Here is a 15,445-nt window from a genome sequence, read left to right on the forward strand (position 1 = left end):
TGCGCGCCCGTGTGTCCGCCCGCGCCCCCCCCCCCCCCCGGCGGCCGCCCCCCCCCCCCCCCCCCCCCCCCCCCTCGACTCTACAGACGCAGAAGCACCCTGACAGCTTCACGCAAGCGCGCGTTGCTACCGTGGCCAGCGTGGACTGGAAACGAATGCTTGGCGGCTGCCGTGAGGCGGTGCGCACGATCGACCTGCCGTTGCTGGTCGCGTTGTTGATCCTGATGGGCGCGGGGCTGGCGGTGCTGCACAGCGTGTCCGGTCCGGTCACCGGGCAGGCGGCGCGCTTCGCCGGTGGCCTGCTGGCGATGTGGCTGCTGTCGCGTGTTTCGCTGCTGCGCCTGCGCGCGTGGACACCGGCGCTGTACGCGCTGTCGATGCTGCCGCTGATGGCGGTGTATGTGATCGGCACCGGCAAGTACGGGCAGCGCTGGCTCAACCTCGGCGTCTTCTACCTGCAGCCCTCCGAGCTGCTCAAGCTCAGCCTGCCGTTGATGATGGCCTGGTACCTGCACCGGCAACCGCTGCCACCGTCACCACGCACGGTACTGACGGCCGCAGTGCTGATCGGCGTTCCCGCCGTGCTGATCCTGATGCAGCCCAACCTCGGCACCGCCACGCTGGTCACCGCCAGCGGCGTGTTCGCGTTGTTGCTGGCGGGCCTGCACTGGGGCTGGGTGGCCACCGGCGCGGTGGGGCTGGCGGTGGCCGCGCCACTGGCCTGGCTCGGCGTGTTGCGGCAGTACCAGAAGGATCGCGTACTGACCTTCCTAGACCCGGCAGCAGACCCGCTCGGCACCGGCTGGAACATCCTGCAGTCGCGCATCGCGATCGGTTCCGGTGGCTGGCAGGGACGTGGCTGGGGGCAGGGCACCCAGGCCACACTGGATTTCCTGCCCGAGTACACCACCGACTTCGCGTTTTCGGTGCTGGCCGAGGAGTTCGGCTGGATCGGTGTGGCGACGCTGTTCGCGCTGTACCTGTTCGTGGTCGGGCGTTGCCTGTGGATCGCAGTGCACGCGCGCGACACGCATGCGCGGTTGCTGGCCGGCAGCCTGGGGCTGGCGTTCTTCGTCTACGTATTGGTGAACGGTGGAATGATTTCCGGCCTGCTGCCGGTGGTGGGCATTCCGATGCCATTGATCAGTTATGGCGGAACATCAGCGGTCTCGCTGCTGGCCGGCATTGGACTGGTGATGGCGGTACGTGGGCACCGACCCGTGCACGGGGGATAGGGTTTCCAGCCAACGGCGCAGCCCCTCGTGGGTGGTCGCGCAAAGCAGTTCATGGGTGGGGCCGGGTAGATGGGCTGCGCAGGGGGCGCTGCAAGTACGTCCCTGTAAGCTCGGGGGCCGCCTCACAGCGGGTCACGCCCCCGCGCCGCCCAAAGACCCGGCCACGGACAGGTTCCGTGCGCGTCCACCCACGGAGAAGAAAAAGAAGATCAAAAGCAAAAGCGGCCTGGCGGGTCGCTTCCTTGCTTTGTGTAGAGCCGAAGGCAGCGGCAGGAGCCGCTGCCAACGTCGCCCATGGCGACGGCCCGAAGGGTGCCGGTCAGGACGACCGGCATAGCCATGCTCGGCTCTCGAGCAAGCGCAGCGCGCGACCCGCTTGTGATCTTCTCTTTCTTCTCCGTGGGTGGCAGACCACCGAAATCTGTCAGAGGGCGGTCGGGTTGGGTATGCGGGGGTGTCAGCCGCATGGGCCCGAGGCATGCCTCGGGCGGGTTGGGCAGGACGCCCAACCCTGGCCTTGCCGCGCGTGCAGGACTGCGCGCAAGAGCAAGCGGCTGCCAAGCCTCCAGGGACGGATTCACGGCGTCCCCCGCGTACCCAACCCGACCGGCCCAGCGGCGGCTTCTGCTTTCCGCAACACACCCCACCCACGAGGGGCTGCGCCGTTGGCTGGAAACTTCCTGACTCTGCGCAACGCCCGTTGTGGAAGCGTTCTCACAACGATGCACGGCAGCACGCCCACTGACCAAAGTCCGGAAAAAGCGTTAGCTGGTTCACACTTTTACAGCGCGTTGATCCTGATCAATGGACTTGTCGTAATCGGCCTGCACAATGGCGGCCCGTTCGGCACGGCGCGCCGTCAATCGTTGCAGCGCGAGGGGGCGTCGGGCGGGAAGCAGTACTGATCCAACGGGTACAGGGAGCGCGGAGCACTGCCACTGGGGAGCGGCAGCCGCGCGGGTACCGACCGGATCCGGTCGCCGGTTGCGTCTGCGGGGATGGGGACGCAACCGGCAACCTCTATCTGAATGGGGAAGTGTGATCACGACGTCTTCACATTTCCCGCTGCTCGCAGGCAAATCGTTGTGATTCATGGTGTTAGGGGTTTTAATTCATCCATGACCTGCTAACCTGCGACGATGATTCGACGCACTCTGGCCTGCATGCTCACCCTCGGCCTGGTCGCCTGCGCGACCCAGCCGAAGTCCCCACCGTCTTCGCCCCAGGCCAGCAGTACGCCGCGCCAGCCCGCCGCCAAGGCCCATGGCCCCGCCGAGGCCGCGCCCGAAGCCGCTGCCGCCACCGCGCCGCCGGTCGATCTCACCCCGGTGCCGTTCGAGGTCGCACGGGCCCGCTTCATTGCCGATACCGCCAAGCGCTATGGCCTGAAGCCGGAGCAGATCAGCAGCGTGCTCGACCAGGCGCAGGTGCGCCAGCCGATCATCGCCGCGATGTCGCGCCCGGCCGAGCGGGTCAAGCCGTGGAACGAATACCGGCCGATGTTCATCAGCAAGGCACGCATCGATGGCGGCCGCGCGTTCCTGGCCCAGCATCGCGCCGAACTGGATCGCGTCCAGCAGCGCACCGGTGTGCCGGCCGAAGTGATCGTGGCGATCATCGGCGTGGAAACCAGCTACGGGAAGAATGCCGGCAGCCATCGCGTGCTCGATGCGCTGTACACGCTGGCGTTCTACTACCCGCGCAGCGGCGACCCGGCCAAGCTGGAACGCGAAGTGCGCCGCGAGCTGTTCTTCCGCGATGAGCTGGCCAAGCTGTTCGAGCTGGGCCGCGAAGAGAACCTGGACATCACCACGCTCAAGGGCAGCTATGCCGGCGCGATGGGCATGGGCCAGTTCATGCCGTCCAGCTACCTCGATTACGCGGTGGACGGTAATGGCGACGGCCGTCGCGACCTGTTCACCAGCTACGACGACGTGTTCTCGTCCATCGCCAACTACTTCGTGAAGAAGGGTGGCTGGGTGCGTGGCGGGCAGGTGGCCGTGCCGGCCACGTTGGCGCCGGGCCGCGAGGAATTCAATCCGACCGAATGGATGCCGACCTGGTCGCTGGCCGACCTGGCGAAGCGTGGCTACCAGCCCAGCGCAGCGGTGCAGCCGGGCGCCACCGCCACGCCGATCACGCTTGAAGGCAGCACCGGCAAGCAGTACTGGCTGGGCTTCCAGAACTACTACGCGATCACCCGCTACAACCTCTCGAAGATGTACGCGATGGCCGTGTTCCAGTTGTCCCAGGCCATCGCCGGACAGGAGCTGCCCCCGGCATGAACATCAGATGGCTGGTCCCAGGCTTGATCGTCCTCGCGCTGGCTGCCTGCAGCAGCGCGCCGAAGAAGCCGGCCACGGCCGGCCATGGTGGCAAGTCCGGCGGCACCCTGGTGCAGGGGCGCGGCTCGCGCCCGGCACACTGCCCGGAAGGATCGCCCTACGCGGCGGCCAAGGAAGACCTGAGCACCCGCGGCAACTACACCGCCGGTGGCCTGTACAAGCCGGGCGTGCGTGACAGCACGCCGGACTACATTCCCAACGTGGCCTGCATCCCCGAGCCGGAAGTGACCGCGGAAGAACGCTCGGCGATCGGCAACAAGACGCCGTACGTGGTGCTGGGCAAGTCGTACAAAGTGCTCGACGACACCCGCAACTATGTCGAACGCGGCACCGCGTCGTACTACGGCGCCAAGTTCCACGGCCGCCTGACCTCCAACCGTGAGGTCTACGACATGTACCAGTTCACAGCTGCGCACAAGACGCTGCCGCTGCCCAGCTTCGCCCGCGTGACCAACCTCGACAACGGTGAGTCGGTGATCGTGCGCGTCAACGATCGCGGTCCGTTCCATGATGGCCGCGTGGTCGATCTCAGCTATGCCGCCGCTGTGCGCCTGGGCATCACCCAGCGCGGCACCGGCAACGTGGAGGTGCGCGCGCTGCAGCCGGGTGAGGGCAACCTGCTGGCGCAGAAGCCGTCGCGCCGCGAGCGTCGTGCTGCGGAAGCGGCCGCCGCCAGCGCTGTAGCCAGTGCGCGCCCGGCACCGACCGCGCGTGCTGCCGCCGACAGCGACATCGATCGCCTGGTCAAGGGGCTGCCGGCCGATGGCATGCCGGCGCGTGGCCAGCCGGCCACCACCCAGGGCGTGGCCAGCACCGTGCCGGATGTGGCGGTCAGCAGCCTGCCGCCGAGTGCTCCGCCGGTGCGCAGCACCGCATACGCGCCGGCTCCGGCGGTCGTTGCCAGTACCACGCCGCGCGCCGCTGCGCAGGCACCGGTCCGCACCGCCGCCGCTACCCCCAGCCTGTCGCAGCAGGTGGTGGGCGCAGTCATGGTGCAGGTTGCCAGCTTCTCCAACCGTGACAACGCCAACCGCGCGATGGGCCAGCTCAACGCCGCCGGCATCGTCGGTGCCACCATCAGTGACATCGCCGCCGGTGGCCGTACCCTGTTCCGCCTGCGCGTTCCCGCCAGCGACCATGCCAGTGCCGCGGAACTTGTCGGCCGCATCGCCGGTCTGGGGCTGGGTTCGCCGCAGATCGTCAAGGATTGATCCACCCGGGCCGGTGCTGCCGGCCCATGCTGCCCCGGCCTTACAATGGCCGCTACGTTCCACCCTCCATTCCCGGCCGTCCCCTGGAGCCTGCTGTCCAATGAATTTCCGTTCCGCCGCCACCGCCCTGGCCGCCACCCTGGTGGTGGGCCTGGCTTCCGCCCAGACGCCGCTGCCGACTCCGGCCACGCCGGCGCCTGCCGCCGCCGCTGCCGCCCCGGCCACCGTCGCCACTCCGCCGGCGCCGGCGCCGAGCGTGTCCAAGGCCTGGGTGCTGATGGATTACGCCACCGGCCAGGTGCTGGCCGGTGAAAACATCAACGAACAGCTGGCTCCGGCCAGCATCACCAAGGTGATGACGTCCTACGTGATCGCCGCCGAGGTCAAGAACGGCAAGGTCCGTGCGGATGACCAGGTGATGATGAGCGAACGCGCCTGGCGCGAAGGTGGCGCGGGTACCGATGGCAGCTACAGCGGCTTCCCGGTCAACCAGACCGCGCGCCTGGAAGACATGGAAAAGGGCATGGCGATCCAGTCCGGCAACGACGCCGCGATCGCCCTGGCCGAGCATGTGGCTGGCAGCGAGGAAGCCTTTGCGTCGCTGATGAACAGCTATGCCGCCAAGATCGGCATGAATAATTCGCACTTCGTCAACGCCCATGGCCTGACTGCGCAGGGCCACCACAGCACCGCCTACGACCTGGCGCTGCTGGGCCGCGCGATGGTGCGCGATTACCCGGAAACCTACGCGTACAACAAGATCAAGGAATTCCAGGTCGGCAACATCAAGCAGCCGAACCGCAACCTGCTGTTGTGGCGCGATGGCAGCGTGGACGGCATCAAGACCGGCCACACTTCCGAAGCCGGTTACTGCCTGATGAGCTCGGCCCAGCGCGGCGACCAGCGCCTGATCGCCGTGGTGCTGGGCGGCCAGTCGGAAAAGCAGCGTGCCGATGACAGCCTGGCCCTGCTGAACTGGGGTTTCCGCTTCTTCGAGACCCACCGCCTGTACGAGCCGGGCAAGGCCGTGGCCGAGCACAAGGTCTGGAAGGGCACCACCGACAAGGTGCAGCTGGGCGTGGCCCAGCCGATGCTGGTGAGCGTGCCGCGTGGCCGTTACAACGACCTGAAGCCGAGCATCGACGTGCCCAAGACCCTGGAAGCACCGTTCACCGCCGGCCAGCAGATCGGCACCGTGAAGGTGATGCTGGATGGCAAGCTGGTGGCCGAAGCGCCGCTGGTGGCGGTGGCTGCCGTCGAACAGGCCGGCTTCTTCAAGCGCCTGTGGGACAGCTTCTGGATGTGGTGGGAATCGGAATGATCCACGCCCCGGCGTGGTGAAGGAAAAGGCCGGCAAATGCCGGCCTTTTCTGTTTCGGGATGCCGCTTGCGCATGAATCCTGCCGGATGTGGGTAGTGCCGGCCGCTGGCCGGCTCCTCATGAACCCATCCGGATATGCCGGCCCCGGTGTGCCGACCAACGGTCGGCACCTACCTACAGCGAGCGGCTGATGGTGAAGCTGCCGAACACCGGCGCTTCGCGCTGGCCGTTGAACTCGCGCGTGCTGTGGTAACGCGCCGCAGCGAACTTCCAGCGTCCGTACATCACCGCCACGCCATAGCCGCCGTAGGCCACCACATGGCGCTTGTCCACACTGTGGCTGTTGCGGAACGTGTTGCCATCCAGCGTGATGTCACGGATCACCCAGGCGGCGTCCGAGGTCGCGAACAGGTGCCAGGACCAGCCATTGGGACGGCCGCCGCGGGTCGGCGCAGTGTTCTCACCGGCCGGGCGCAACGGCGTGCTGCCGAAGTCGTCCGGCAGCTTCCAGCCGAAGCGCACTTCACCGCCAAGGTTGGCCTTGGTTTCCAGGTTGCCGATCGATCCGCCGTAGTGGCTGATCGCGTCCCAACCCCAGCCGTCGGCATTGACGCTGGCATCGCCCGGCCAGCGGCGCATGCGCTCATGGGTCAGCATGAACAGGGGCTCGTTGTGCAGCTGGTTGTCCCAGCCCTTGAATTTCTCGTCGCCCAGCACTTCGTGCACGGCATTCTGCACCTGCTTGCCCTGTGCCCACGGGCCAACCACGCCCAGCGTCAGCTGGGTGGTCTGCAGGCGGTCGCCGCTGCGCGCATTGAAACCGAAGTTTGCGATCAGTACGCCGGCGTAAGGGCGGTCGTCCTCGATCAGGTCCCTGCGGCTGAAATCGGTCGGGGTGAAGATGCCCTGGCCGATGCTGAAGATCATGTTCTGCTGTTCGAACTTGCCCGGATGCAGCCCTTCCAGGTACTGGTTCACCCAGCGGGCCATGCGTGGCAGGCAGGGGTCGTCGGTGTAATCGACCAGATTGGGCGAGACCAGGGTCAACAGTGCACCATTGGTATAGCCCTGGTCCTGGTGGCGGCCGCCGAACAGGTCGTTGTCAACGCGGAAATTGACCTGCGGAGGGTGGTCGCGCATCGCGTCCGGGCCACATTGTTCGGCCGCCTGGGCGGCGAGGGGGAGGGCAGCAGCCAGCAGGCCGGACAGCCCGAGGGCTGCAAGGCGACGTTGGGAAGGGGGGCTCATGTGGAGGTTTTTTCTGTCTGTCGTTATATGCCGCGACACGGTACTCGTGCGGGCGTGATGGAACGAGCGCGTTCGAATCACTTGTCTGTTCCGAAAACGACATTGTCTCGTGAAGACAATCCTGCACTGTCCTGCGGCGCCCCAAGGGGCAACGGCCAATGCTGAACGGCTGTTCAGCTGCAACGCAGCGACTCACCGGTGCACTGTTTGACGTTGATGAATACTCTTGGGTTTGTTGGCCTGCGGCCCGATAATGGGGGCATGGAAATCAAGTCCGACAACCCCGACCACGGCTTCCAGTTCCCCGGCCAGTTCGAGCTCAGTGCCATGGGCCCGGCCAACCGCGGCCTGGAACATGAGCTTCCCCGCCTGCTGCTGGCTGCCGGCATCGATGTGGTGAATGAACGCATCAGCTGGAAGCATTCCTCCAACGGCAAGTACGTGTCCGTGCGCATCGTGTTCAAGGCCGAGAGCCGCGAACAGTACGACCTGGCGCACCAGGCACTGCGCGACCACCCGGAAGTGAAGTGGACGCTGTAGCCGACAGCTGCCCGGCCGAAGCCGCCCCGGAAGACCGCGCGCCGCGCCCGGCGCTGGTCCGCGACCTCGGCCGCCAGGCCTATGAACCGGTGTGGCGCGCCATGCAGCGCTTCACCGACCAGCGCAGCGAGGCCGACGCCGATGAGCTGTGGGTGGTCGAGCACGACCCGGTATTCACCCTGGGCCAGGCCGGCAAGGACGAGCATGTGCTGGCGCCGGGCGAGATCCCGGTGCTGCACGTGGACCGCGGCGGCCAGGTGACCTATCACGGCCCCGGCCAGCTGGTGGTCTATCCGCTGCTGCGCCTGCCACGGCTGGGCATCGGTGTGCGCGACTACGTGTGCCGCATCGAGCAGGCCATCATCGATACCCTGGCCGAGTGGAACATCGGCGCCGAACGCCGCGAGGGCGCCCCGGGCGTCTATGTCGGTGGCGCCAAGATCGCCGCGCTCGGCATCCGCGTGCGCCGCGGCTGTACCTTCCATGGCCTGGCCTTCAACGTGGCCATGGACCTGGAACCTTTCCACCGCATCAACCCCTGTGGCTATCAGGGGTTGCAGGTGACCTCGGTAGTAGACTTGGGCGGGCCCTCCGGGATGGAGGCCGTCAAGCCGGTGCTGCTGGACCACCTGGCCCGCCAGTTCGGCCTGCTGCTGCAGCCCACGCCCGAACTGCCTGATCTTTCTGCGGCCGCCTGACCGCCCCCCGGAACTGCCATGACTGAAACCACCGCCCGTTCCATTCCCCTGCAGATCGTGCAGGGCGACTCTCCGTCCGCCGCGCCGTTGCAGGCCGGGGTCAAGCAGCTGGGCGGTGACAAGATCAACCGCTCGCCGGTGCAGTTCGCCGATGCGCCGGTGCTGCGCAAGCCGTCCTGGATCCGCGTGCGCATTCCTTCGGGCAATGCGGTGCAGAACCTGAAGGCCAAGCTGCGCGAGAACCGCCTGGTGACGGTGTGCGAGGAAGCCAGCTGCCCGAACATCCACGAGTGCTTCGGCCACGGCACGGCAACGTTCATGATCCTCGGCGAGGTCTGCACCCGCCGCTGCTCGTTCTGCGACGTCGCCCACGGCCGCCCGAAGCCGCCGGATGCCAACGAACCGGCCAGCCTCGGCCAGACCGTGGCCGACATGGGGCTGAAGTACGTGGTGGTGACCAGCGTCGACCGAGATGACCTGCGCGACGGCGGTGCCCAGCACTTCGTCGACTGCATCAGTGCCATCCGCGCGAAGTCGCCGGGCACCCGCATCGAAGTGCTGACCCCGGACTTCCGCGGCAAGGGCCGCATGGAGCGCGCGCTGGAGATCCTGGCGCAGAACCCGCCGGACGTGTTCAACCACAACATCGAAACCGTGCCGGACCTGTACCGCAACGTGCGCCCGGGTGCGGACTACCAGTGGTCGCTGAACCTGCTGAAGAACTTCAAGGCGCAGCACCCGGACGTGCCGACCAAGAGCGGCATCATGCTGGGCCTGGGCGAAGAGTTCGAGCAGATCAAGGCCACCATGCGCGACCTGCGCGCGCACGACGTGGACATGATCACCATCGGCCAGTACCTGCAGCCGACCGCGCATCACCACCCGGTGCTGAAGTACTGGACCCCCGAGGACTACAAGGCGCTGGAAGACTACGGCTACGAGCTGGGCTTCAGCCACGTGGCCTCCGGCCCGATGGTGCGCTCGTCGTACCACGCCGACGTGCAGGCCAAGGGCGCCGGCGTCCGGTAAGCGGTTGCGCGATGCGCGCTACCGCTTCCCACGCTGCGCTGCGCACACCGTGGGCCCCGGCTTACCACCACCCACACCCCCGCCGCTTCGCGGCCGCCCCCTGACTCAGGGGGCTTGCAACCCCATGCCCTCTGCAACTGGACAGACGGCGCCGCTGGGTGCGCCGCTCTTCAGCCATTCACAATTTGCTACACCGGCCCGGCTAGGCTGGTTTTCCACCGAGCGCGGCCGGGTGACAAACCCGGCAACTTTCGGCACTGTCGTGGTGTCTTAACACCCCGCAGTCTCCCCCTTGGCAAGGCGCCTTCGAGCACGTCAATGAAATTCAAAGCCCCCGCATTCCTGATGGCCCTGGCGCTGGTCGCGCCGCTGGCGCTGGCGGCCAAGGCCGATTCGCCGGCATTGCCCGCTGCGGCAACCGCCGATCAGGTGACCACCTCCAAGCTGGTGTACGGCCTGCTGTCCGACAGCCGCTACGCGTACCGCCCGCGTGCGCTGGACGAGGCCACCTCCAAGGACGTGTTCAAGCGCTACCTGGAGACGCTGGACGGCGGCAAGCAGTACTTCACCCAGGCCGACGTGGCGCGCTTCGCGCCGTTCGAAGCCAACATTTCCTCGGCCATCCGTGGCGGCGAGCTGGAGCCGGCGTTCCAGGTGTTCGCGGTCTACAAGCAGCGCGTCGGCGAACGCGTGGCCTATGCGCGCAAGCTGCTCAAGCAGGAGCCGGACTTCACCACCGACGAGCGTTTCGAATACGACCGCAAGAAGGTGCCGTGGGCGGCCAGCAGCGCTGAACTGGATGAGCTGTGGCGCAAGTCGGTCAAGAACGACTGGCTGCGCCTGAAGCTGGCCGGCAAGAAGCCGGACGACATCCGCAAGACGCTGGACAAGCGCTACGCGACGCTGGAGAAGTCGGTCAATGAACTGAAGGGCGAAGACGTCTTCCAGTTCTTCATGAACTCGTACACCAGCGCCGTTGACCCGCACACGGATTACTTCACGCCGCGCACCGCCGAGAACTTCAACCAGGCGATGTCGCTGTCGCTGGAAGGCATTGGTGCGCAGCTGCAGCGCCAGGACGACGTGGTGGTGATCCGCGAGATCATCGCCGGTGGCCCGGCCGCAGTGGATGGCACGCTGAAGCCGGGTGACCGTATCGTCGGCGTCGGCCAGGGCAAGTCCGGCCTGGTCGAGGACGTGATCGGCTGGCGCATCGACGACGTCGTGGCCAAGATCCGCGGCGCCAAGGATACCCAGGTCAAGCTGGAGTTCATCCCGGCTGCTGAGGGCGCCGACGGCAAGCACCACACCCTGGTGCTGACCCGCCAGAAGGTGCGCCTGGCCGAACAGGCCGCCAAGGGCGAGACCATGACCATTCCGGCCGCCAATGGCGAGCCGGCGCGCAAGGTCGGCGTGATCAAGCTGCCGACCTTCTACCAGGACTTCGAAGGCCGTCGCCGCAACGCGGCCGACTACGCCTCGGCCACCCGCGACGTGGCCAAGCTGCTGGCCGGCTTCAAGAACGACAAGCTGGACGGCGTGGTGCTGGACCTGCGCAACAACGGTGGTGGTTCGCTGGATGAAGCCATTGAACTGACCGGTCTGTTCATCGAACAGGGCCCGGTGGTGCAGGTGCGCGAGTCCGGTGGCCGCGTCACCGTCAACAGCGACCGCAACCAGGGCGTGGCATGGGATGGCCCGCTGGCAGTGCTGATCAACCGCGGTTCGGCCTCGGCTTCGGAAATCTTTGCCGGTGCCATCCAGGATTACGGCCGTGGCCTGGTGATCGGTGAGACCAGCTTCGGCAAGGGCACCGTGCAGAACATCGTCGACCTGGACCGTTGGCCGAGTGGCGAGACCCAGCGCTTCGGCCAGGTGAAGCTGACCATCGCCCAGTTCTTCCGCATCAGCGGCAGCAGCACCCAGCACAAGGGTGTGGTGCCGGACCTGGCGTTCCCGGCCAGCGTCGATGCCACCGAGTTCGGCGAGAGCACCTACGACAACGCGCTGCCGTGGACCCGCATCGCTGCCGTGCCGCACACCCAGTACGGCAACTTCGCGCCGCTGCTGCCGAAGCTGGAAACCCGCCATGACGCGCGCATCGCCGCCGACAAGGAATTCCAGTGGTGGAACGAGGACGTGCAGCAGTTCCGCACCGAGGCCGCGAAGAAGTACATCTCGCTCAACGAGGCCACCCGCCGCGCCGAGCGTGAGCGCCAGGACACCCAGCGCAAGGAGCGCCAGGCGATGCGCAAGGAACTGGGCCTGGCCCTGGACCCGCTGGCCGATGACAGCAACGACGACGGCCTGACTGGCAACGAGCGCGACATCGTCAAGGATGCCGCCCGCGAGAAGGCTGCCGAGAAGCGTCCGGACCCGCTGCTGCGCGAGTCGGCCTCGATCCTGGCCGATGCGGTGAACCTGCTGGCCAATGACCGCCCGCTGTCGGCGCAGGTGCTGCCGCAGTCGACCGGCGCTGGTCGCTGGGCGGACTGAGCCGGCGACGGCATGTGATACCCGAGGGGCCGGCATTGCCGGCCCCTTTCTGTCTGGGGACCTCGTTCACGGTAGCGCCGGGCCATGCCCGGCGAGCGAAGTGCCACAAACGACTTAATCCCCTCCGTCCCCTTTTCTGTGCATGAACCGGCAGCAACGGGGTGGCTCGGTCACGCCGGTTTCAACCTGCCGCACACGGCCGCAGGGCTACCCTTGGCGGTACCGTCCTCGCAGGAGTACCCATGCGGGCCTCCCGTCTTTCCAGTGCTGCCGTGGCGCTCGCCAGCGCCCTGATCCTGTCGGCCTGTGGTGGCCGCGCCGCCGACAGTACGTTGCTGCGCGAATCCTTTGATTCCGGCGACACCTTCTCGCGTACCGTCGATGGCCGCCCCGGTGACGCCTGCGAGGCCGCGCGGCGCACCCTGCTCAGCCAGGGCTACGCCATCGCCCGCTCCGACGAAGCGCAGGTGGAAGGCAACAAGAACTTCCAGCCACGCGAGGATGATCACGAGCAGCTGGTGCTGCGCATCTCGTGTGCCCCGCGTGGCAGCCAGACGCTGGTATTCGTCAGCGCGGTGCAGGACCGCTATGCGCTGAAGAAGAGCCCGACGTCGGCCAGCGTGGGCGTGGGTGCATTGGGCTCGGTGTCGCTGCCGTTCGGCAGCAATGACGATTCGCTGGTGAAAGTGGCCAGCAGCACCGTCACCGATGCCGGGTTCTATCAGCGCTTCTTCCAGCGCCTGCAACAGTACCTGCCGGCGGATGCTGGCAAACCCGCACCGCCTGCGCTCGCGCCGCCCGAGCCTGCATCGTCCGAGCCCGCACCGGCCCGCAGCACGGATCAAGGGTGATCGTGCGCGGCACGTTGATGGGCGTGGCACTCCTGCTGATGCCCGCGCTGGGCATTGCGTCCGCAACGCCGGACTGCACGCAGGGCCTGCTGCAGCGGCTGGGATGGCGCTTTGACGAGGTCGCGGCCGGTGCACCACAGGTGCACGGCGGCCCGGTGTGTACACGTGCCTCGCTGGCTGAAGCACAGGCGGCAGGCGATCTGCGCGTGGGGTGGCCGGCCGGAATGTCCGCTGCAGCACGCCAGGCGTTGCTGCAACAGTTGCTGGACGATCCAGCCACGGTCTGCGCCTATGCCTTCGAACTGGGCGCGGCCACGCAACGTGCGGCTTCTGCACTGCAGGGCAACCCCACCTTCCGCTTCTCCGGCCCGCAGCTGGGCTGGATCGGCTTCGGCCTGCAGGGCCCACGCGCGCAAGGCTGGCAGCGCACACGCAGTTTCGGTCGTGGCTTCGTGCCGAGCGCGGGTAACAGTCATGCACTGGAGGCGTTCTACAGCGGTGCCGTGCGTGCCGAATGCGGGGTCGGCCGCCAGGTCGCGCAGCTGGCTACGCAACGAGAGCTTTATGGTGATGCCGCGTTCGATACTGAGTTCGCAGCGGATGAACTGTCGATCGGCACCTTCCTCGCCCTGCACGAGACCGACAGCATCCTGCTCGGTGCCCACGCGGGTGATTTCTTCGCTGATGGCAAGGCGGTGCGCACCTCGGCGATGGGACGGCAGGCCTTCGTTGGCGTGCCCGGCTTCATCGAGCACGTGTACGACAAGGGCACGCTGGACGACCTGAGCAACCAGGCCGAGAACTTCGTCGTGGTCGAGGTGGGCGAGGGCGCCGCGCAGGCACTGGCTGCGCATGGCGGCCTGGCCTGGTACGACCAGCGCAATGCCGAACTCTGGAAACTCGCGCAGGGCATCCCGCGCATCGGCCAGCGCTACTTCGACCGCCTGTTGTTCGAGCGTGATCCCAACCTTCGTGCACGGCTGGAACCGCGCTACCACGACACGCTGGCACGCATGGACCAGCTGCTGGACGATCCGTTCTACCAGCAGTTCGTGATCTATGTGCATCCACGCGGTATACGTCCCATCGGCTACCACATCGCCCGCCTGCTCGATCGCAACCCGCGAACGCCGTTTTCGATCGACCTGGCGGTGCACAATCTGCATACCACGCTCTACCGGCGTTGGCGCGAGGCGCAGCTGCGCCACTGCGCGGCTACCGGCAGGCCAGGCAGCCTGACCCTAGACCCCAACTGAAGGTGAAACAATGGATATTGCAATGATCGGCCTCGGCCGCATGGGCGCCAACATGGCCCAGCGCCTGCATCGCGGCGGCCACCGCGTGGTCGGCTACGACCCGGGCGAGGGTGCCCGCCAGCGCGCTGCCGAGGCCGGCCTGGAAGTGGTTGATTCGCTGGCCGCCGCGGTTGCCGCGCTGCCGGTTCCGCGCGTGGTGTGGCTGATGGTGCCGGCCGGCGAAACCGTCGACCAGACCCTGGGCCAGTTGACCCCGCACCTGGCCGAAGGTGACATCGTCATCGACGGCGGCAACTCCAACTACCAGGACTCGATCCGTCGCGCCAAGGCACTGGCCGAAGACGATCTGGGCTACGTCGACTGCGGCACCAGTGGTGGCGTGTGGGGCCTGCAGGAGGGCTACAGCCTGATGGTCGGTGGCGAAGCGTCGGTGGTGGAGCAGATCGCACCGCTGCTGCGCACGCTGGCACCGGCCGAAGATCGTGGCTGGGGTCGTGTCGGCCCGTCCGGCGCTGGCCACTTCACCAAGATGGTCCACAACGGCATCGAGTACGGAATGATGCAGGCCTACGCCGAAGGCTTCGCGCTGATGGAGCGCAAGCAGGAAATGGAACTGGACCTGGCCCAGGTCGCCGAAGTCTGGCGCCACGGCAGCGTGGTGCGTTCGTGGCTGCTGGACCTGAGCACTGAAGCCCTCAAGCGCAATCCGTCGCTGGATGGCATCGCCCCGTACGTGGAGGATTCCGGCGAAGGCCGCTGGACCGTGGCCGAAGCGATCGCGCTCGATGTGCCGGCACCGGTGATCACCCTGTCGCTGCTGGAACGCCTGCGTTCGCGTGAATCGAATTCGTTCACCGACCGCCTGCTGTCGGCGATGCGCAATGAATTCGGTGGCCACGCCATCAAGAAGTCGTAAGCACTGCGGTGGGGTCGGATCCCTTTCCGCAGGAAAGGGCTCTGACCCCTTGCAGCCAGTCGAGCATGGCTCGACTCTACAAAAGCGTTCTCCGATCGTTTCCACGTCATCCACGCATGGCGTGGATGTGTCGACCAAGGTCGACACCTACCGTCGGGCGCGGGAATCTGTCGAAGGCGGGGTGGGGGGGGGGGGGGGGGGGGGGGGGGCGCCCCCCCCCGCCCCCCCCCCCCCCCCCCCACCGCCTGGTTTTCCCGCCCCCCCCCCCCCCCCCACCCCCCCGCCATCACACGGATAGC

General features: G+C 67.1%; 12 protein-coding genes. 11 read left to right on the forward strand and 1 reads right to left on the reverse strand.

What is annotated here, in order from left to right; genetic code table 11:
* Positions 1–155 precede the first annotated feature (155 nt).
* The 4 genes from rodA to V3B64_RS06070 all read left to right on the forward strand — a co-directional run bounded on the left by rodA (position 156) and on the right by V3B64_RS06070 (position 6,112).
* Positions 156–1,235 (forward strand): rod shape-determining protein RodA, encoded by a 1,080-nt coding sequence (rodA, locus tag V3B64_RS06055; protein ID WP_049421382.1) that lies wholly within the window; start codon positions 156–158, stop codon positions 1,233–1,235.
* 1,139 nt (positions 1,236–2,374) lie between these two features.
* Positions 2,375–3,520 carry a lytic murein transglycosylase B gene (gene mltB, locus V3B64_RS06060; protein WP_049400491.1) on the forward strand — a complete coding sequence of 382 codons (1,146 nt, stop codon included), beginning with the start codon at positions 2,375–2,377 and terminating at the stop codon, positions 3,518–3,520.
* On the forward strand, positions 3,517–4,791 hold the full coding sequence (locus V3B64_RS06065; RefSeq protein ID WP_049421381.1) for a septal ring lytic transglycosylase RlpA family protein: 1,275 nt from the start codon (positions 3,517–3,519) through the stop codon (positions 4,789–4,791). The genes mltB and V3B64_RS06065 overlap by 4 nt, the downstream gene beginning before the upstream one ends.
* A 100-nt stretch (positions 4,792–4,891) precedes the next feature.
* On the forward strand, positions 4,892–6,112 hold the full coding sequence (locus V3B64_RS06070; protein WP_329913809.1) for a D-alanyl-D-alanine carboxypeptidase family protein: 1,221 nt from the start codon (positions 4,892–4,894) through the stop codon (positions 6,110–6,112).
* A 174-nt stretch (positions 6,113–6,286) separates the two neighbouring features.
* Here V3B64_RS06070 and V3B64_RS06075 read toward each other — a convergent pair whose 3' ends face one another.
* Positions 6,287–7,360 carry a lipid A deacylase LpxR family protein gene (locus tag V3B64_RS06075; protein ID WP_032130312.1) on the reverse strand — a complete coding sequence of 358 codons (1,074 nt, stop codon included), beginning with the start codon at positions 7,358–7,360 and terminating at the stop codon, positions 6,287–6,289.
* 261 nt (positions 7,361–7,621) lie between these two features.
* On the opposite strand from V3B64_RS06075, the gene V3B64_RS06080 reads away from it, so the two are divergent.
* The 7 genes from V3B64_RS06080 to gnd all read left to right on the forward strand — a co-directional run bounded on the left by V3B64_RS06080 (position 7,622) and on the right by gnd (position 15,146).
* Positions 7,622–7,900 (forward strand): YbeD family protein, encoded by a 279-nt coding sequence (locus tag V3B64_RS06080; protein ID WP_005411067.1) that lies wholly within the window; start codon positions 7,622–7,624, stop codon positions 7,898–7,900.
* Entirely contained in the window at positions 7,888–8,598 is a 711-nt protein-coding gene (gene lipB, locus V3B64_RS06085; RefSeq protein WP_032130311.1) for a lipoyl(octanoyl) transferase LipB, read from the forward strand. The genes V3B64_RS06080 and lipB overlap by 13 nt, the downstream gene beginning before the upstream one ends.
* 18 nt (positions 8,599–8,616) lie before the next feature.
* Entirely contained in the window at positions 8,617–9,627 is a 1,011-nt protein-coding gene (lipA, locus tag V3B64_RS06090; protein WP_032130310.1) for a lipoyl synthase, read from the forward strand.
* 318 nt (positions 9,628–9,945) lie between these two features.
* Positions 9,946–12,123 (forward strand): carboxy terminal-processing peptidase, encoded by a 2,178-nt coding sequence (locus V3B64_RS06095; protein ID WP_032130309.1) that lies wholly within the window; start codon positions 9,946–9,948, stop codon positions 12,121–12,123.
* 242 nt (positions 12,124–12,365) lie between these two features.
* Complete coding sequence (locus V3B64_RS06100) at positions 12,366–12,974, forward strand: DUF2242 domain-containing protein (protein ID WP_032130308.1); 609 nt, start codon at positions 12,366–12,368, stop codon at positions 12,972–12,974.
* Between the two features lie 17 nt (positions 12,975–12,991).
* Positions 12,992–14,230 carry a hypothetical protein gene (locus V3B64_RS06105; RefSeq protein WP_329913812.1) on the forward strand — a complete coding sequence of 413 codons (1,239 nt, stop codon included), beginning with the start codon at positions 12,992–12,994 and terminating at the stop codon, positions 14,228–14,230.
* A 10-nt stretch (positions 14,231–14,240) separates the two neighbouring features.
* Positions 14,241–15,146 carry a phosphogluconate dehydrogenase (NAD(+)-dependent, decarboxylating) gene (gene gnd / locus V3B64_RS06110; protein WP_014648435.1) on the forward strand — a complete coding sequence of 302 codons (906 nt, stop codon included), beginning with the start codon at positions 14,241–14,243 and terminating at the stop codon, positions 15,144–15,146.
* Positions 15,147–15,445: the final 299 nt, after the last annotated feature.

Source organism: Stenotrophomonas sp. SMYL86 (assembly GCF_036320025.1).
Lineage (GTDB): Bacteria > Pseudomonadota > Gammaproteobacteria > Xanthomonadales > Xanthomonadaceae > Stenotrophomonas > Stenotrophomonas maltophilia_A.